Origin of the sequence: Arthrobacter sp. 135MFCol5.1 (genome assembly GCF_000374865.1) — a bacterium.
GTDB lineage: Bacteria > Actinomycetota > Actinomycetes > Actinomycetales > Micrococcaceae > Arthrobacter.
The window spans coordinates 21,617-37,936 of sequence record NZ_KB895471.1; the positions used below are offsets into that span (position 1 = coordinate 21,617).

The window sequence follows — 16,320 nt, forward strand, 5'->3', positions numbered from 1 at the left end:
TTGTCCTTGGTGCTGGGTGGCGTGCGGCTGTATGGCCATGATGCCACGTGGCCGGCCGGTGCGCAGGGGCTTGTGGCAGGTCATTTTCCCGGCAGAATGGGGCCATGGCCGATGACCTCGAGGAACTGCTGGTGCCCGACGCCGCTGCCTGGCGCGCGTGGCTGGAAGCGAACCACAGCACCAGCCCCGGCGTCTGGCTGGTGCTGCATAAGAAGGGCGGCACGGTGACCGGCCTCGACTATCCGGCGGCCCTGGATGAGGCCCTGTGCTTTGGCTGGATCGACGGGCAGCTCCGGCGCCGCGATGATGAAAGCTCGTTCCAGCGGATGACACCCCGGCGGCCCAGGAGTATCTGGTCCGCCCGGAACGTGGGACATGTCGCCCGGCTGGAAGCGGAGGGAAAAATGACCGACGCCGGCAGGGCGGCAGTTGCCGCGGCCAAGGCGGACGGCCGCTGGGAAGCAGCCTACGGCGGCCAGGCCGACGTGGAGGTCCCCCCGGACCTTGCGGCAGCGATCGCCGCGAACCCGGCCGCGCAGGAGATGTTCGATGTCCTGACCAAGACCAACCTGTTCGCCCTGGTGTTCCGGACCAACACGGCCAAGCAGGCAGCCACCCGGGAACGCCGGATCGCCGCGTTCGTGGAGATGCTGGCACGGGGCGAGACGCCGTATCCGCAGAAGAAGCGCCCCGCAGGCCGTGACTAGCTGCGGCCGCATGACGCGCCGGATTCGGCTCCGGGCGGCCCGCCGGGTAAAATTGACGGTTCACTTGCGCTGGTGCCGTTCCCCGACCCGGGGGACGGCACTTGTGCGTTCAGCGACGGATCGATTACCCCATGCTCCCCAAAATTTTTGGACCGGCGTATGCCGCCCTTCGGCGCCGCCCCCTTCTGTGGACGGCCGCAGCCGTGGCCGTGCTCCTGGTGGCGGCGGCCATGGTGATTACCGGAAACGCACGGACGGTCGACGGACAGCACGATGGTGCGGCACCCACGGCGCCCCCAGCATCAACGGCTCCCCCGGGGCCGCAGGCGCCACCGGCTGGCCAAGCCGGCTACCGGCCTGCCTACCATCTCACCCCGGACCAGCGGTGGATGAATGATCCCCAGCGGCCCTTCTTCCTGGATGGTCTCTGGCATTACTACTACCTCTACAACGCCGACTATCCGGAGGGGAACGGGACCGAGTGGTTCCACGCCACCAGCACCGATCTGGTGCACTGGGAGAACCGGGGCGTGGCCATCCCCAAGTTCCGCAACGGACTGGGGGACATCGAGACCGGCTCCGCCGTGGTGGACACGGAAGGCACCGCGGGCTTTGGCAAGGGGGCGGTCATCGCGGTGCTCACCCAGCAGCTCGACGGCGTGCAGCGCCAGTCCCTTTTCTACTCCACGGACCAGGGCTACAGCTTCCAAAGCTATGGACAGAACCCGGTGATGGAAAACCCCGGCGCGGAGCACTGGCGGGACCCGCGCATTGTCCGCGACGACGCCAACAACCAGTGGCTCATGCTCCTCGCTGAGGGCCACAAGATCGGGTTCTATACCTCCCCCGACCTTAAGCGGTGGACCTATGTGTCCGGGTTCGAGCAGGACGGGCTGGGAATCCTGGAGTGCCCGGACTTCTTCCAAATGGACATCGACGGCGACCCCGCCAAACGCACCTGGGTCCTGGCCGCGAGCGCCAACGGTTCCAAAGAAGGCCGCACCACCGGCCTGGCCTACTGGACCGGCGGGTTCGACGGCAAAGCCTTCACGGCGGACGGCGGCCACCAGTGGCTCGACGGCGGGGCGGACTTCTACGCGGCCGTCACCTGGGATGATCCGCGCCAAAGCGATGGCCAGCGGAAGGCATCCCGGCACGCCATCGGCTGGATGAACAACTGGGCCTATGCCCGGGAGTTGCCCACTGACGGTTGGTTCGGGGCGGCTTCGGTGGTCCGCGACATCCGGCTCGCGTCCGGCGCCGGCCGCCCCGCCCTGGTGCAGGCGCCCACCCCTGCGCTCCAGTCCTTGGAAGGGACGCCTGTCCAGGTGCCCGCCGGCCCGATCCGGGATGCCCGTACCCTGCCCATCCCGGACACCGGAGCGTTCAAGGCCGACGTCGAGCTGGAAAAACCCGCCGACGGCACCGGGAAAGCCACCCTGCTCCTGCAAAGCGGTGGCACCACCTACGCCACCATCGGCTACGACTTCGCGGCCGGCCGGGCCTTCATCACCCGGGACGGGGACGCCGCGGCCGGCGGCCAAGGGAAGGGACCCTCCGAGGGCAGTGGCGAGTACCGCCAGGCCCGTTCGGTGGAGGCGCGCACCGCCGGCGGGACCGTGCAGCTGACCGCCTACGTGGACCGGTCCTCCGTGGAGGTTTTCGTGGACGGACAGTCCCTGACGTCCCTCATGTTCCCGCCGGCAGGCCCGAAAGAGGTCCGGTTGGCCGCTGACGTGCCCCTGACGCTGAAAGCCGGAACAGTCACGCCGCTGTCCGGTATCCGCTGAGCGCAGGCCCTGCCGGTTTCGCCGGCTGTGCCTGTCATACGGCCGGACCGGGCTGTTCAGTGGCCCGGCCGGCGGACATGACCGTGGCCGCTGCCTCCAGCGTCATCCAGGCCTGCAGCTGGGTGGCGAGCTCCACCGGCACTCCCGGCGGATAGGTCCGGTCCGCGGGTTGGCAGGCGTGAACGGAGAAGATGCTCCTGCCGGCCAGGGGCGCCTTTGCTTCACCGGCGCCCACCGGCCGCCGTCCGGCCCAGAACGCCTCGGCGGTGTCCAGCACCAACGCAGCGGCCGCAGCGCGGGCAGGCCCGGGTAGCCGCCGGTCCGCCGCGGCAAGCGCGAGGTACCTGCAGAGGATCCCGGTGAAGAGACCGCCGTCGCCCGTTCCTTCGCAGCGCAGCACCGTGCCGGCGTTGGCGTTGCCGCCACCTGCCGGAACGGTCAGCAGCCGCTGGACGGAGTCCACCAGTGCGGCGGCCCGGGCCAGGTTGGCGTCGCCGCCCAGTTCCAGGAGGGCGCCCAGGACCGGGCCTTGGTTGTAGGTGTACAGCGACCGTTCCACCAGCACGACCCCGGCAGGACCCAGCCGTGCACCGTCGAGGTAGAGTCCCTGATCCTGGTCGAAGAGGGTGGCGTCCAGCCAGTCCAGCAGCGTCTGTGCCATGCCGCGCCGGCCGGTGCGGGCATAGAACAACGCCACAGGTGCCGTGGCCGGGGTGTTCTTGAAATCGCGCTTCTTGCTCCAGAACGTCCCCCCGCCCAAATCGTCGGTGCAGGCGGAGTCGAACTGCAGGGCCAGTGCGGAACGCACCCGGGCGTTGCGCCGGCGTCCGGGCCGCTGCGCTTCTTCTGCGAGCTTGTCCAGCCGCAGGCTCGCCAGGGCCAGCCATGCCATGTCGTCGTAGTAGCTGTTCACGAGCGTCAGGGCATTGCGGAGCCTCATACCGGTGACCAGCCGTGAGGCTAGATGCCCTGCGCTGGGACGGTCCGGCCCGTTGAACCGAGCAGCCGGCGTGGCTCCGCCGGCCAGCTCTCGCAGGCCGGTGTCCACCAGGCAGTCCACGTAATGCGCCTGCCACCAGTAGTGCCATGGGGACAGCAGACCCGCGGCAGGCCTTGCGCCGCGGAGTGCGGCGAGCCACCGCTCCCGCGGCCGGCCGGGTTCTTGCCCCGCCTCGGGGGCGTCCTTCCCGGCCGGGTGCCTGCCCTGCCACACCACGGCAGCGAGGTGCGTTCCGGGAAGGAGCAAGAGGTTCCGGCCGAACAGCCCGGTCACGGAGCGGGCCGCGTGGTCCGCACGGTCCTGCCAGGTGGCCAAGTCGGTGCTGCTGAAGGTCATGCCGTCCACCCTAGCGGCGGTGCCGGGTCCTCGGCTCCGCGGGGGTGAGTGCGGCGGCGCCGTATTTCAGTTAACATTCATTAACTGTTGCCCGAGGCCGCGCCGCGGCCGGAGGCACGCGCATCAAGGAGGATGTATGGACATCAAAGGCAGCGTCGCCCTGGTCACAGGCGGGGCCTCCGGGCTGGGAGCGGCCACCGCACGCAGGTTGTTCGACGACGGCGCCTCGGTGGTGCTCCTGGACCTCGCCTCCTCGGGCGGCCAGGCGGTGGCGGACGACCTCAACGGCCGCACCCAAGCCGGGCAGTCCGCCGTCTTCGCCGCGGCGGACGTGACCAGCGAAGCCGAGGTGCGGGCCGCCGTCGCAACAGCCGCCGGGCTGGGCCCGCTGCGGATCGTGGTGAACTGCGCAGGAATTGCCACTCCCGGCAAGGTGCTGGGCCGTGCTGGCGTCCTGCCGCTGGAAGCGTTCAGCCGCGTTGTCCAGGTCAACCTGGTCGGCACCTTCAACGTGCTGCGGCTGGCGGCCGAGGCCATGGCGGCCACCGAACCCGTCGCCACCCGGTTGGGCGGCCCGGAGCGCGGCGTCATCATCAACACGGCATCCGTGGCCGCTTTCGACGGGCAGATCGGCCAGCCCGCCTACTCAGCCTCCAAGGGGGCCGTGGCCGCCATGACGCTACCCATCGCCCGGGAACTGGCACGCTCGCTGATCCGGGTGGTCACCATCGCCCCGGGCATCTTCGAAACGCCCATGATGGCAGGCCTGCCGCAGGAGGCCCAGGACTCGCTGGGCGCCCAGGTACCGCACCCGTCCCGGCTGGGGAAGCCGGCGGAGTACGCCAACCTGGTGGCGCACATCGCCGATAACGCCATGCTGAACGGGGAGACCATCCGCTTGGACGGCGCCATCCGGATGGGGCCGCGATGAGTTCCCCGGACATTCCGGACCTGCCGGCGGCGGACTTCTTCGCCGTCGAATCCATGCTGGGACAGGCCGAGCGCAACAAGCTGGCGGAGCTGCGGGACTTCCTTGCCGCCGACGTGGCACCCTACGCCGGCGACTGGTGGAACAAAGCCGAGTTCCCTGCCCACATCCTGCCCAAGCTGGCCGCCCTGGAACTGAGCACGCCGGCGCACCGGGGCTACAGCAACCTGTTCGCCGGGCTGGTCATCGCGGAGATGACCCGCGTGGACACCTCCCTGGCCACGTTCTTCCTGGTCCACCACGACCTCTTCGTCGAATCCCTGCACGCCTTCGGCTCGCCGGACCAGAAACGGCGGCTGCTGGCCGACGCCTCGAACCTGCGGATCACCGGCGCCTTCGCCCTCACCGAACCCCTGCACGGCTCCGACGTCGCCGGCGGCATGGAGACACGTGCCCGGCGGATTTCCTCCGGCACCGGAGAAGCGGACGACGCCGGCGACACGTGGGTGCTCAACGGCGCCAAACGTTGGATCGGCAACGGGACGTTCTGCGACTACATGCTGGTCTGGGCGCGCGACGAAGCCGACGGTTCCGTCCGGGGCTTCATCGTGGACGCCGGCCTGCCTGGCGTCAGCCGGAGCAGGATCGAGAACAAGATCGCGCTGCGGACCGTCCAGAACGCGGACATCGTCTTCAGCGACGTGCGGGTGCCGGAGGCGGACCGCTTCAGCGGCATCAGCAGCTTCGAGGACACCAAGGAGCTGCTGCGCAGTTCGCGGATCATGGTGGCCTGGCAGACGGTGGGCCAGCAGCTGGCGGCGTTCGACGTCGCCCGGCAGTACGCCGTGGAGCGTCAGCAGTTCGGCCGGCCGCTGGCGCACTTCCAGCTGATCCAGCAACAGCTGGTGACCATGCTGGGCAACACCGTAGCCAGCATGGGAATGATGGCTGGGATCGCCAGGCTCCAGGACCAGGGCGCCGCTGGCATGCCGCAGGTGGCCCTGGCCAAGTCGTACCTCAGCGCCCGGATGCGCGAAACCGTGGCGCTGGGCCGGTCCATCCTTGGCGGCAACGGCATTGTCACCGACTACCGGATGGCCAAGATCTTCGCCGACGCCGAGGCCATCTACACCTACGAGGGCTCGTTCGAGGTCAACACCCTGATCGTGGGCCGGGCCATCACAGGGGTGTCAGCGTTCGGGGGTTGAACCTGTCGAAACCGGTCACGCGCCCGGGTACGGCTGCATCTCTCCTGCCTCCACGCGGATGTCCAGGCTGTTGTTCTTCACGGGCATGGGGCAGGTGCCGTAGGGGGTGAAGGCGCTGGGGTAGTTGATGGCACGGTTGAAGTCCAGGACCACGGAGCCGTCCGGGCGGGGCCGGGGCAGCGAAAGCTTCCGCCAGTCGTCCGTGGTGTCGCCGTTCGTTTCGTCGTGGAAGGTGACGGTCAGCGCGCCCAGTTTCTCCTCCTCGGCCTGCAGCCGGAACTCGTGGCTGCTGCCGGGGAGGCCAAAGACCACCTCACCCACGCTGCGGTGCACACCGTCCACCAGCGGGTTGGCGGTTCCGATCGGTACGTCCACCGGCTCAGGGTAGGGCACGAACCGGCCGGTGACTTCCCAGTCCGGGTTGTACGGGTAGGTGGGGACGCCGTCGAACTCGGTGAACACCGGCGAGGCCGAATCCCGGGTGCGGATCGCGTATTTCCCGCCGCGCATCGCCAGTTCCACCACCACCTGGTTGCCGTCCGGGCCGCCGAACCGGACCCACATCAGCGACTCTTCGTCCGCGAGGACAGCGGACACGGTGCCGTCCACCTTTCCGCCCGTCTCCACCAGCGTGAGCCCGTCCGCCGGGACCGCGGTGAGTACCGCCGTCGTGCCGTCCACGGACCAGAGGCCCGGGGCGAGGTCGACGCCGGCAGGTGAGTCCTCGAGCCACTGGAAAGAGGTCAGGGTGAGCCAGCCGTGCGGGGCTGCCAGCGCCTTGTCCCGGTTGGTGCGGAAGCGCTGCCAACGCTCGAACTTGGCTGCGGCGGTGGTGGACATGGTTCCTTCCGGTTGCGTGTGCCCACGCTACAACCACGGGTATTTCCTGTTCATTCCGCCGGTGGCGACATCTTTTGAGACAGATTCCACTGTGGCGCCGGACCGGGGGTAGCATCTTTAGCTAGTAACGTGGCTCACAGTATCCAGCGCAGTGTACGAGCCAAGTCCGAAACCCTCGAAAGATAGCTTCCATGGCTCACACTGCAGCACATCCCGAAACAGACCTGGCCTCCGAACTGAGGGCAGACGTCCGCCGTGTTTCCACCCTCCTCGGCGAATCCCTGGTCCGCCAGCATGGCCCCGAACTCCTGGACCTCGTGGAACAGGTCCGGCTGCTGACCAAGGAATCCAAGGAAGCGGCGCGCGGCGGCGCGGACGCCACCGGCCCCTGGAGCGCGCACGACGTCGTCGCCCAGGTCCGCGAACTGCTCGGCTCCCTGCCGATTGAGCAGGCAACCGACCTGGTGCGCGCCTTCGCGTTCTACTTCCACCTGGCCAACGCCGCCGAGCAGGTCCATCGGGTCCGCGGCCTGCGAAACCGGGCGGAAAAGGACGGCTGGCTGGCCAAGACCGTGGCGGACATCGCCGAGCAGGCGGGCCCGGACGTCCTCCAGGAAGTGGTCAACGGCCTGGACGTCCGCCCAATCTTCACCGCACACCCCACCGAAGCGTCCCGCCGCTCGGTCCTGGACAAGATCCGCAAGATCTCCGACGTCCTGTCCCACTCCACGGCCGAGGGGTCAACGGCGCGGCGGAGGCAGGACCGGCAGTTGGCCGAGATCATCGACCAGATGTGGCAGACCGACGAACTGCGCCAGGTCCGGCCCACGCCCGTGGATGAGGCCCGGAACGCCATCTACTACCTGGGCGGCATCCTCACCGACGCCATGCCGCAGATGTTGTCCGAACTCGCCGACCTCCTGGGTGAGCACGGTGTCAGCCTGGCCGCCAAGGACGCACCCATCCGGTTCGGTTCCTGGATCGGCGGTGACCGCGACGGCAACCCGAACGTCACCGCGGCCGTGACCCGGGAAATCCTCCAGATCCAAAACCAGAGCGCCATCCGCATCAGCATCGGCATGATCGATGAGCTGATCTCCGTGCTCTCCAACTCCACGGCCCTTGCCGGTGCCGACCGCGCGCTGCTCGAATCAATCGAAACGGACCTGAAGAACCTGCCGGGCCTGGACAAGCGGGTCCTGGAACTGAATGCGCAGGAGCCCTACCGGCTGAAGCTCACCTGCATCAAGGCCAAGCTCATCAACACGGGCAAGCGGGTGGGAGTCAATTCGAACCACGAGCACGGGCGCGACTACAACGCCACCGATGAACTCATGGCCGACCTGCAGCTGCTCGAACTCTCGCTCCGCAACCACTCGGCAGCCCTGGCCGCAGACGGTTCGCTGGCACGGGTGCGCCGCGCCATCGCCTCGTTCGGGCTGCACCTGGCCACGCTGGACATCCGCGAACACGCCGACCACCACCACGACGCCGTCGGGCAGTTGATGGACCGGATTGGTGGCCCCGGGCTGCGCTACGCGGAGCTGAGCCGCGAGGAACGCTTCGAGGTTCTGGGCTCCGAACTGGCGTCCCGCCGCCCGCTCTCCGGCCACCCGATCAAGCTCGACGGCGCCGCCGACGGCACCTACGACGTCTTCCGGGAGATCCGGCGGGCCCTGCGCATGTACGGGCCGGACGTCATCGAAACCTACATCATCTCCATGACCCGCGGCGCAGACGACGTCCTCGCCGCTGCCGTCCTGGCCCGCGAAGCCGGCCTGGTGAACCTGTTCGGCGACAAGCCTTACGCCAAGCTTGGCTTCGCCCCGCTGCTGGAAACGGTGGAGGAGCTGCGGGCCTCGGCCGAGATTGTCGACCAGCTGCTGTCCGATCCCTCCTACCGGGAACTGGTGCGGCTGCGCGGGGATGTCCAGGAAGTGATGCTGGGCTACTCGGACTCGAACAAGGAATCCGGCGTCATGACCAGCCAGTGGGAGATCCACAAGACCCAGCGCAAGCTGCGCGATATCGCGGCCAAGCACGGCGTCCGCGTCCGCCTGTTCCACGGCCGCGGCGGTTCCGTGGGCCGTGGCGGCGGACCCACGTATGACGCCATCCTGGCCCAGCCCAACGGTGTCCTGGAAGGCGAAATCAAGTTCACGGAACAGGGTGAGGTCATCTCGGACAAGTACTCCCTGCCCGAACTGGCCCGGGAGAACCTGGAACTCTCACTCGCTGCGGTGCTGCAGGGTTCGGCCCTGCACCGCACCCCCCGGACCTCCGAGGACCAGCGGGAGCGATACGGACACGTCATGGAATCCATCTCGGATGCCGCCTTCGACCGCTACCGCAAGCTGATCGACCACCCGGACCTGCCTGCCTACTTCATGGCGTCCACGCCGGTGGAACAGCTCGGGTCGCTCAACATCGGCTCCCGGCCGTCCAAGCGTCCGGATTCGGGCGCGGGCCTCGGCGGCCTGCGCGCCATTCCATGGGTGTTCGGCTGGACGCAGTCGCGGCAGATCGTGCCGGGCTGGTTCGGCGTGGGGTCGGGGTTGAAGGCTGCCCGGGAAGCCGGTCACTCCGCCCAGCTGGTGGAGATGATGGACCACTGGAACTTCTTCCGGTCCGTGCTGTCCAACGTGGAGATGACCCTGGCCAAGACGGACATGGACATCGCCGGCTACTACGTGGCCACCCTGGTCCCGGAAGAACTGCACCACCTGTTCCGCACCATCCGGGAGGAATACGAACTCACAGTGGTCGAGGTCCGCAAGCTCACCGGCGAGGACATCCTCCTGGACGCCCAGCCCACGCTGAAGCGTTCCCTGGAGATCCGCGACCAGTACCTGGATCCCATCAGCTACCTTCAGGTCGAACTGATGCGCCGTATCCGGACCGAGGCGGAAATCAGCGAGGCCGAGATCGACGAGCGCCTCCAGCGGGCCATGCTTATCACCGTGAATGGAGTTGCCGCAGGCCTGCGCAACACCGGCTAGGAACCCCCGCTCACTTCCGGCGGCTTTTCTTCCGACGCGGGCTCACTTATTGCCGTTGGCATCCCAACGCGCGCTCACGTTTTGCGGTTCCAACCCAAACCCCCGCTCACTTTTTACCATTCCAACCCAAACCCCCGCTCACTCTCTTGAAGAGAGTGAGCGGGGGTTGGGTTTTTGGCGGCAGGATGTGAGCGGGGGTTGGGGTTTTGGGGACAGGATGTGAGCGGGGGTTTGGATAGGGTGGAGGGCATGCCTTCCTTCCAGACCCGCCTCAAGATCACCGGGCTGCGGCCGGGGAATCCGCCGGAGTCCGTCATGGACGCCGCCGTGGAGGCGCTGGGCACCCGCCACCACGTGGAGGCGCACCAGTTGCAGATTGCCGGCGGGGTGCCGCAACTCAACCTTCGATTCCTTGTGGAAGCCACCGAGTACTCCGGTGAGAACCAGCAGGCGCTGGAGTCGGCAAGCATGATGCGCGACGCCGTCGAACGCGTTGCGCTGACAGGTGCGCTCAGAGTGCTGCGGCGCAGCCGCGGCAAGTGGCTGCCCGTCTAGCCTGCGTCCGGAATGGGCTCGTCCTCCACGGGGGACCTGTCGCCGCGCCGGCGGGTGACGATCAGCCCCACGACGGCGCCGATCACCAGGCCCACGGCCACCCCGATCAGGGAACTGGCCCAGAACGGCAGCCTGGTGGTTGACCCCGTAAAGTACCCCAGCCCGACGAGCCAGCAGGCCCAGAGGACCGCCCCCAGCCCGGCGCAGAGTCCGAAGCCGCGCACCGAGACATTTGCGACCCCTGACGCTGCCGAGGTGGCCAGCCGGCCGCCGGGGATGAACCGTGCGCCGATGATGGTGCCATAGGTGGACGACCGCCCGGCCTTGGCCAGGGCTGCATGGATGCCGGCGTGCACCCGGCGCCCCCATTTCCAGCGATCCAGTACGTGGCTGAGCCGGCGGCGGAACAGGTGGAACACCACCATGTCGCCAATCCAGGACGCCAGGGCGGCGAGCACCAGGACGAGGAAGACGTTGGCCCGGCCGTCCGCGGACAATGCGCCGCCGGTAATCACCACCATCTCCGAGGGGATGGGCGGGAAAATGGCGTCGCCAACCACCAGCGGGATGACCCAGAAATAGAGGGCCGCTCCCCAGCTGTCAGCGCTGCCGAAGTCCATTGCCACAAGGTACCGCACTTTTGCCGGCCCGGCGGTGCCCGTGACGGGCACCCACCCGGGGAGGGATACCGCCGAGGCCGTGCGTGCCCGGAACGCACGGTGGAGTGGGAAACTGGCGGCATGCGGATCACGGTTTTGCAGGGCGACATAACGCAGCGGCGGGTGGATGCGGTGGTCAATGCCGCGAATTCGTCGCTGCTCGGCGGCGGGGGAGTGGACGGGGCGCTGCACCGGGCAGCCGGTCCGGAACTGTTGGCTGCGTGCCGTCAGTTGCGGGCAACGGACCTCCCGCACGGACTGCAGACCGGCGCCGCCGTGGCAACGGCCGGATTCCGGCTGCCGGCCCGCTGGGTTATCCACACCGTCGGCCCGAACCGGCATGCCGGGCAGACCAACAGGGCCCTCCTGGTGTCCTGCTTCAGCGAAAGCCTGCGGCTGGCGGACTCCCTGGGCGCCCGCGGACTGGCGTTCCCGGCGGTGGGTGCGGGCGCTTACGGCTGGGCGGCGGATGCCGTCGCACAGGCGGCCCTGGACGCCCTGGCCGGATTCCAGGCGCTGCACCCGGCCAGCGACCTGGAGGTGGTGGAGTTCGTGCTCCACACGTCCGGGGTTGAAGAGGTGTTCAGGGACGTGTTCGGACAGCTTCGCTAAGGTCCAGGGCGCTGCGGTACTCTACTGGCCGGCCTGAGATCGGGTCGACGAAGCGGATGCCGCGGGCCAGCAGCTGCAGCGGTTTCGCGTAGTCGTCCGGGGCTTTGTCCAGCAGGTCAGGGTAGAAGGCGTCGTTGACGATCCCAAGTCCCAGCGAGGCCATGTGCACCCGCAGCTGGTGGGTCTTGCCGGTGTGTGGTTCCAGCCGGTACCTGGCAAGGCGGCGCCTGCCGGTGCCGCTGCCACCGGTACCCGCGGCACCCTCCGGGCCACCGTCGTCGAACGTTTCCAGCTGCTCTATCCTGGTTTCCGCGTTCGGCTCGCCGTCAATGACTTCCGCCAGCAGGTAGCTTCGGGACTTGGTCATCCGGTTGCGGACCACCACGGGAAATTCGACGGCGGGATGTCCCGGAGCGGGCTCCGCGGCGGCGACGCACTCGTACTCCTTCTGCACCTGCCGCTTCTCGAACAGCACCTGGTACTTGCCGCGGGTCTGCGGGTTGGTGGAGAAGAGCAGGACCCCGGCCGTCATGCGGTCCAGCCGGTGCATGGGAATCAGGTCCGGCAGGTCCAGCTGGTTCCGCAGCCGGACCAGGGCGGACTCCTGGATGTAGGTCCCGCCCGGGGTGGTGGGGAGGAAGTGCGGCTTGTCCACCACCAGCAGGTGCTCGTCCTGGTGCAGGACGGACAGCTCGACGGGCAGCCGGGTCTCAGGCGGCAGCGTGCGGTAGTACCAGATGAACGTGTGGTCCTGGAGCGGGGTGCTGCGGTCCAGGGGGATGCCGCCCTCGCCCACGATCTCGCCGGCGTCGAACCGGTCCTCGATGCCCTGCGGATCGATGTGCCCCCAGCGGTGCATCATGTAGTCCATCGCGGTGTCCCAGGGGCCCTTGTCCGGGAGGCGGAGGCGGGTGGCGTTGACGCCGTCGCGCACGGGGAGGGGGGATTGCATCACCGCCCTATTCTACCGGTGCCCTTGGGCGGCCAGCGGGGCCAGGATCCCGCGGACCACCGACGACAAAAAAGTTCTTGACAATAAAAGTTGTCGGTAATGAGAATGGTGGCATGCAGGAAATTGCAGTCATCGAGGACCCGGCCGCGGCCGAAGCGTCGCTGGACCCCATCCGCACCAGCATCCTGCGGGAGCTGGCCCGGCCCGGTTCCGCAACGCAGCTGGCGGTTCGGGTGGGCCTGCCCAGGCAAAAGGTCAACTACCACCTCAAGGCGCTGGAGCGGCATGGCTTGGTGGAGCTGGTGGAGGAGCGCCGCAAAGGGAACGTCACCGAGCGCGTGCTCCAAGCCACCGCAGCTTCCTATCTGATCTCGCCGTCCGCGCTGGCCTCGATCTCGCCGGATCCGCACCGTTTCTCAGACCGTTTCTCCGCATTCTGGCTGCTGGCGCTCGCCGGCCGGATGGTCCGGGAAGTGGGAAAACTGATAGCCGGTGCGGCCGCTGCCCGGCAGAAGCTGGCAACGTTCGCCATCGACGGCGAGATTACTTTCCGCACCGCCGCCGACCGGGCAGCCTTCGCGGAGGAGCTCGGCGTGGAGGTCACCCGGCTGGTTGACAAGTACCACGACGACGGGTCCCCACACGGGCGGCGGCACCGGCTGGTCGTGGCCCTGCACCCGGTCCTCAAAGAAACCAATGCCCCCAAGGCGACCACCGAATCCACTCCAGGCAAGGAACAGGACTAATGAACAACAAGCGCTCCTTTGAAATCGTCCACGACTCTGAGCTTCCCGGCACGCCCGAGCGGGTGTGGGAAGCCGTCACCGCCGGAACCCCGGCCTGGATGTTCCCCACGGACCAGTGGCCCGCCGTCAGGACCGTGGAAGAGTACCCCAGCCACCTGGTATCCAGGATGGAGGGCCCGGACGGCTGGTTCAACCAACTGGAACACGTCCTGGAGCCGCTGGACGGCGGCCGAGCACGCCTGCACTACGTCCACAGCGGCATTTTCGCCGACAACTGGGATGAACAGTACGACGGCGCCAGCCGCCACACCGAGTTCTACCTGCACACGCTGGGCCAATACCTGCAGTACTTCGACGGCCGTCCCGTGGTGTTCACCGACATTCAGGCTCCCCCGGCTTCGCAGGCACCGGACGGGTTCGCCAAGCTGCGGGAAGCGCTGGGCCTGGGAACCGCCGGGCAGGGGGACAGTTTTGACGTGGAGCTCGACGGCGTGGGGCGGCTGGCGGGCGAGGTGGACTTCTCGAACGAGCACTTCCTGGGCCTGCGTACCCAAAACGCCTTGTACCGGTTCTTCGGCCGCAACGCCTTCGGCGCCCCGGTGGGCATGACGGTTCACGATTTCGGCGGCGCCGGCGACTCCGAGACCACGGCCAAGGCATGGGCCGGGTTCCTGGAGCACGTGTATGCGTAGCCACGCCTCCCGTTTGGCGCGCGAAATCGCCGGAGCGGTGCGGGATCGCCGTTCCGCTCCGGCGGTTACGCACATCTCCGGCGATTTCGGTGGCCCGGGTCAGCCGGTGGCCGGATCAGGCGATGGCGACGGCGGGGGCATGGATCAGTGACCGGCGCAGCTGGGGAGCGGCGTCCAGCCGGTCCTGGGCGGCGCGGAGTCCCAGCACCGCCGCCTCCAGTTTGTCCGGTGCGAGCGTGAAGGGCAGGCGCAGGTTGCGTTCAAAGGCGCCGCCGATCCCGAACCTGGGGCCGGCCGCGAGCCTGATGCCGAATTCCGGCGCCAAGACCGTGAGGGCCGTGCTGATGGGGGCGGGAAGCCTGCACCAGACGGAGAGGCCCCCGGCGGGAGGAGTCGTCTGCCAGGTGGGCAGGTGTTCCGCGAGCAGGCCGAGCAGGGTTGAGCGGTTGCCCCGCAGCGTGTGCAACAGTGCGGGCAGCGGCTCCTCAAGTGCCCGCACCAGGTGGGCTGCAGCCAGCTGCTCCATGACGGGGCCGCCCAGGTCCAGCGTGGTGCGCGCGGCGGCGAAGCGCTGGATCATCGGTTCGGAGGCGCGGATCCACCCGGTGCGCAGGCCGCCCCAATGCGACTTGCTCAACGAGCCGATCGATACGATTCCGCTGCCGAAGCCGGCCAGCGGAGTGGTGGCGATGCCGTCGAGGTTGAGGTCGCGCAGCGTTTCATCCGCCACCAGCACTGTTCCGGATGCGGCCGCCGCGCGGGCCAGCAGGCGCCGTTGTTCGTCGGGCATGATCATCCCAGTGGGGTTGTGGAAGTCCGGCACCAGGTAGGCGAGCTTGGGCCGCTGCTGGACCAGGGCCGATTCGAGGGCCGGCAGGTCCCAGCCGGACTCGGCGAAAGCCACCGGGACGGGGCGGCAGCGGGCGGAACGGATGGCATCCAGTGCGTGGGGATAGCTGGGGTGCTCCACCAGGATCCTGTCCTGCCGGTCGGCCAGGGTCCGGATGATGATGGTCAAGGCGTGCTGCGCTCCGGACGTGACCATGACCTGCCCCGGCTGGGTGGGTACACCGGCAGCCGTGTACCGGTCCGCAACTGCCTGGCGCAACGGCAGCAGCCCCAAGGCGTCATAGCCAAAACCCGGCAGCAGGGCAGGCAGCTCCGTCAGCGCCGCGGCAAAGGCCCGGTGCACCACTTCGCCGCTGGCGGGCAATGCTGAATAGGCCAGATCGATCAGCCCTTCAGGGGCGGTCAGGCCCGGCGCCGCCAGCGGGGAAGCGGATTGGGGTTGCGGGCCGAAAAGTGCCGGCCCGAACGGGGTCAGTTCCGGGATGCGGGTCTTGCCCCGGCTGCCTTGGCCGGTGCTCAGGAAGCCCTGGTCCCGGAGGGTGGCATACGCCGCCGTAACGGTTGTCCGGCTGACCCCGAGGACGGAGCCGAGCGAGCGCTCGCTGGGCAGGGCGGTATCCAGGGCAATCCGGCCGTCCAGGATCAGGAGCCGTACCACGTCCGCCAGCTCGCGGTAGGCCGGCCCGGTGCCGCTGTTCCACGGGCCGAGGAGGCGGGACAAAGCCTGGGGAGTGAGGACAGCCATAGAGCCAGTATCTCAAACTGGCTATGTATTCCAATGCCAGTTGCGTGGAATGGTTGTTCTCATGATGACCCGCAGACTCCTCCAACTCTTCACCGGCCTGGCCATGTACGGCATCTCGCTGGCCATGTTCATCCGTGCCGGCCTGGGCCTGGACCCCTGGGATGTGTTCCACCAGGGCGTTGCCAACCGGACCGGTTTGAGCATCGGGGTGGTGGTTATCGCGGTGAGTTTCCTGGTGCTGCTCCTGTGGATTCCGTTGCGGCAGTGGCCAGGGTTCGGCACCCTGTGCAATGCGGTACTGGTGGGAGTGTTCGCGGACATCGGACTGGCAGTGATCCCGCCGGTTTCCCTCCTGGCCGGCCAGATCGGCCTCCTCGGCGGGGCCATCGTGCTGAACGGCATCGCTTCCGCCTGCTACATCGGGGCACGCTTCGGGCCGGGCGCACGGGATGGGCTGATGACCGGCCTGGCCCGCCGGACCGGCTGGTCGGTCCGGCTGTCCCGCACCCTCATTGAAGTGACCGTGCTGGCCATCGGGTGGCTGCTCGGCGGCTCCGTGGGCGTGGGCACCGTGGTTTATGCCTTGGCCATCGGCCCCTTGGTCCATGTCCTGCTGCCGCGCTTCATGGTCCCTGCGGCGACGCCGAAAGCGGCAAGCAAGCCGGCTCCCGCCAACTGCTGAGTCCCCGCCAGGCCTGCTGC

Annotated in this window: 15 protein-coding genes; 10 read left to right on the plus strand and 5 right to left on the minus strand. The window is 68.3% G+C overall.

Annotated elements, in window-relative coordinates:
* Nucleotides 1-104 precede the first annotated feature (104 nt).
* Nucleotides 105-707 carry a YdeI/OmpD-associated family protein gene (locus C563_RS0119595; RefSeq protein ID WP_018763776.1) on the plus strand — a complete coding sequence of 201 codons (603 nt, stop codon included), beginning with the start codon at nt 105-107 and terminating at the stop codon, nt 705-707.
* Between the two features lie 131 nt (nt 708-838).
* Nucleotides 839-2,497 (plus strand): glycoside hydrolase family 32 protein, encoded by a 1,659-nt coding sequence (locus C563_RS0119600; protein ID WP_018763777.1) that lies wholly within the window; start codon nt 839-841, stop codon nt 2,495-2,497.
* A gap of 34 nt (nt 2,498-2,531) precedes the next feature.
* Here C563_RS0119600 and C563_RS0119605 read toward each other — a convergent pair whose 3' ends face one another.
* A complete protein-coding gene (locus tag C563_RS0119605) occupies nt 2,532-3,833 on the minus strand; it encodes a glycoside hydrolase family 76 protein (protein ID WP_043424486.1) in 1,302 nt (433 codons plus the stop codon).
* A 136-nt stretch (nt 3,834-3,969) separates the two neighbouring features.
* On the opposite strand from C563_RS0119605, the gene C563_RS0119610 reads away from it, so the two are divergent.
* Together C563_RS0119610 and C563_RS0119615 are read left to right on the plus strand one after the other, a co-directional pair.
* Nucleotides 3,970-4,764, plus strand: coding sequence for an SDR family NAD(P)-dependent oxidoreductase (locus tag C563_RS0119610; protein ID WP_018763779.1), 795 nt, complete (start codon nt 3,970-3,972; stop codon nt 4,762-4,764).
* A complete protein-coding gene (locus C563_RS0119615; RefSeq protein ID WP_018763780.1) occupies nt 4,761-5,969 on the plus strand; it encodes an acyl-CoA dehydrogenase family protein in 1,209 nt (402 codons plus the stop codon). The genes C563_RS0119610 and C563_RS0119615 overlap by 4 nt, the downstream gene beginning before the upstream one ends.
* A 15-nt stretch (nt 5,970-5,984) precedes the next feature.
* On the opposite strand, the gene C563_RS0119620 is transcribed toward C563_RS0119615, so the two are convergent.
* Nucleotides 5,985-6,809, minus strand: coding sequence for a DUF1684 domain-containing protein (locus C563_RS0119620; RefSeq protein WP_018763781.1), 825 nt, complete (start codon nt 6,807-6,809; stop codon nt 5,985-5,987).
* 191 nt (nt 6,810-7,000) lie between these two features.
* Here C563_RS0119620 and ppc point away from each other — a divergent pair, with 191 nt between their 5' ends.
* Both ppc and C563_RS0119630 read left to right on the plus strand, forming a co-directional pair.
* A complete protein-coding gene (gene ppc / locus C563_RS0119625; protein WP_018763782.1) occupies nt 7,001-9,808 on the plus strand; it encodes a phosphoenolpyruvate carboxylase in 2,808 nt (935 codons plus the stop codon).
* 249 nt (nt 9,809-10,057) lie between these two features.
* Nucleotides 10,058-10,363, plus strand: a complete 306-nt coding sequence (locus tag C563_RS0119630; protein WP_018763783.1) for a hypothetical protein — start codon at nt 10,058-10,060, stop codon at nt 10,361-10,363.
* Here the strand turns inward: C563_RS0119630 and C563_RS0119635 are convergent.
* Nucleotides 10,360-10,983, minus strand: coding sequence for a DedA family protein (locus C563_RS0119635; protein ID WP_043424487.1), 624 nt, complete (start codon nt 10,981-10,983; stop codon nt 10,360-10,362). The genes C563_RS0119630 and C563_RS0119635 overlap by 4 nt on opposite strands.
* A gap of 120 nt (nt 10,984-11,103) precedes the next feature.
* Here C563_RS0119635 and C563_RS0119640 point away from each other — a divergent pair, with 120 nt between their 5' ends.
* Entirely contained in the window at nt 11,104-11,634 is a 531-nt protein-coding gene (locus tag C563_RS0119640) for an O-acetyl-ADP-ribose deacetylase (protein WP_043424489.1), read from the plus strand.
* Here the strand turns inward: C563_RS0119640 and C563_RS0119645 are convergent.
* Nucleotides 11,606-12,586, minus strand: a complete 981-nt coding sequence (locus C563_RS0119645) for an RluA family pseudouridine synthase (protein WP_018763786.1) — start codon at nt 12,584-12,586, stop codon at nt 11,606-11,608. The genes C563_RS0119640 and C563_RS0119645 overlap by 29 nt on opposite strands.
* Nucleotides 12,587-12,699: 113 nt before the next feature.
* On the opposite strand from C563_RS0119645, the gene C563_RS0119650 reads away from it, so the two are divergent.
* Both C563_RS0119650 and C563_RS0119655 read left to right on the plus strand, forming a co-directional pair.
* Nucleotides 12,700-13,332 carry a winged helix-turn-helix domain-containing protein gene (locus tag C563_RS0119650; protein WP_018763787.1) on the plus strand — a complete coding sequence of 211 codons (633 nt, stop codon included), beginning with the start codon at nt 12,700-12,702 and terminating at the stop codon, nt 13,330-13,332.
* Nucleotides 13,332-14,024, plus strand: coding sequence for an ATPase (locus C563_RS0119655; protein ID WP_018763788.1), 693 nt, complete (start codon nt 13,332-13,334; stop codon nt 14,022-14,024). Before C563_RS0119650 ends, C563_RS0119655 begins: the two co-directional genes overlap by 1 nt.
* A 115-nt stretch (nt 14,025-14,139) precedes the next feature.
* Here C563_RS0119655 and yczR read toward each other — a convergent pair whose 3' ends face one another.
* Nucleotides 14,140-15,618, minus strand: coding sequence for a MocR-like transcription factor YczR (gene yczR / locus C563_RS0119660; RefSeq protein WP_018763789.1), 1,479 nt, complete (start codon nt 15,616-15,618; stop codon nt 14,140-14,142).
* 61 nt (nt 15,619-15,679) lie between these two features.
* Between yczR and yczE the strand changes: the two genes are divergently transcribed.
* On the plus strand, nt 15,680-16,300 hold the full coding sequence (yczE, locus tag C563_RS0119665) for a membrane protein YczE (RefSeq protein ID WP_018763790.1): 621 nt from the start codon (nt 15,680-15,682) through the stop codon (nt 16,298-16,300).
* The last annotated feature ends 20 nt before the right edge of the window (nt 16,301-16,320 follow it).

Coding starts and splice junctions, on each gene's coding strand:
- C563_RS0119595 (WP_018763776.1), top strand. CDS start 105: ATGGCCGATGACCTCGAGGAACTGCTGGTGCCCGACGCCGCTGCCTGG.
- C563_RS0119600 (WP_018763777.1), top strand. CDS start 839: ATGCTCCCCAAAATTTTTGGACCGGCGTATGCCGCCCTTCGGCGCCGC.
- C563_RS0119605 (WP_043424486.1), bottom strand. CDS start 3,833: ATGACCTTCAGCAGCACCGACTTGGCCACCTGGCAGGACCGTGCGGAC.
- C563_RS0119610 (WP_018763779.1), top strand. CDS start 3,970: ATGGACATCAAAGGCAGCGTCGCCCTGGTCACAGGCGGGGCCTCCGGG.
- C563_RS0119615 (WP_018763780.1), top strand. CDS start 4,761: ATGAGTTCCCCGGACATTCCGGACCTGCCGGCGGCGGACTTCTTCGCC.
- C563_RS0119620 (WP_018763781.1), bottom strand. CDS start 6,809: ATGTCCACCACCGCCGCAGCCAAGTTCGAGCGTTGGCAGCGCTTCCGC.
- ppc (WP_018763782.1), top strand. CDS start 7,001: ATGGCTCACACTGCAGCACATCCCGAAACAGACCTGGCCTCCGAACTG.
- C563_RS0119630 (WP_018763783.1), top strand. CDS start 10,058: ATGCCTTCCTTCCAGACCCGCCTCAAGATCACCGGGCTGCGGCCGGGG.
- C563_RS0119635 (WP_043424487.1), bottom strand. CDS start 10,983: ATGGACTTCGGCAGCGCTGACAGCTGGGGAGCGGCCCTCTATTTCTGG.
- C563_RS0119640 (WP_043424489.1), top strand. CDS start 11,104: ATGCGGATCACGGTTTTGCAGGGCGACATAACGCAGCGGCGGGTGGAT.
- C563_RS0119645 (WP_018763786.1), bottom strand. CDS start 12,586: ATGCAATCCCCCCTCCCCGTGCGCGACGGCGTCAACGCCACCCGCCTC.
- C563_RS0119650 (WP_018763787.1), top strand. CDS start 12,700: ATGCAGGAAATTGCAGTCATCGAGGACCCGGCCGCGGCCGAAGCGTCG.
- C563_RS0119655 (WP_018763788.1), top strand. CDS start 13,332: ATGAACAACAAGCGCTCCTTTGAAATCGTCCACGACTCTGAGCTTCCC.
- yczR (WP_018763789.1), bottom strand. CDS start 15,618: ATGGCTGTCCTCACTCCCCAGGCTTTGTCCCGCCTCCTCGGCCCGTGG.
- yczE (WP_018763790.1), top strand. CDS start 15,680: ATGATGACCCGCAGACTCCTCCAACTCTTCACCGGCCTGGCCATGTAC.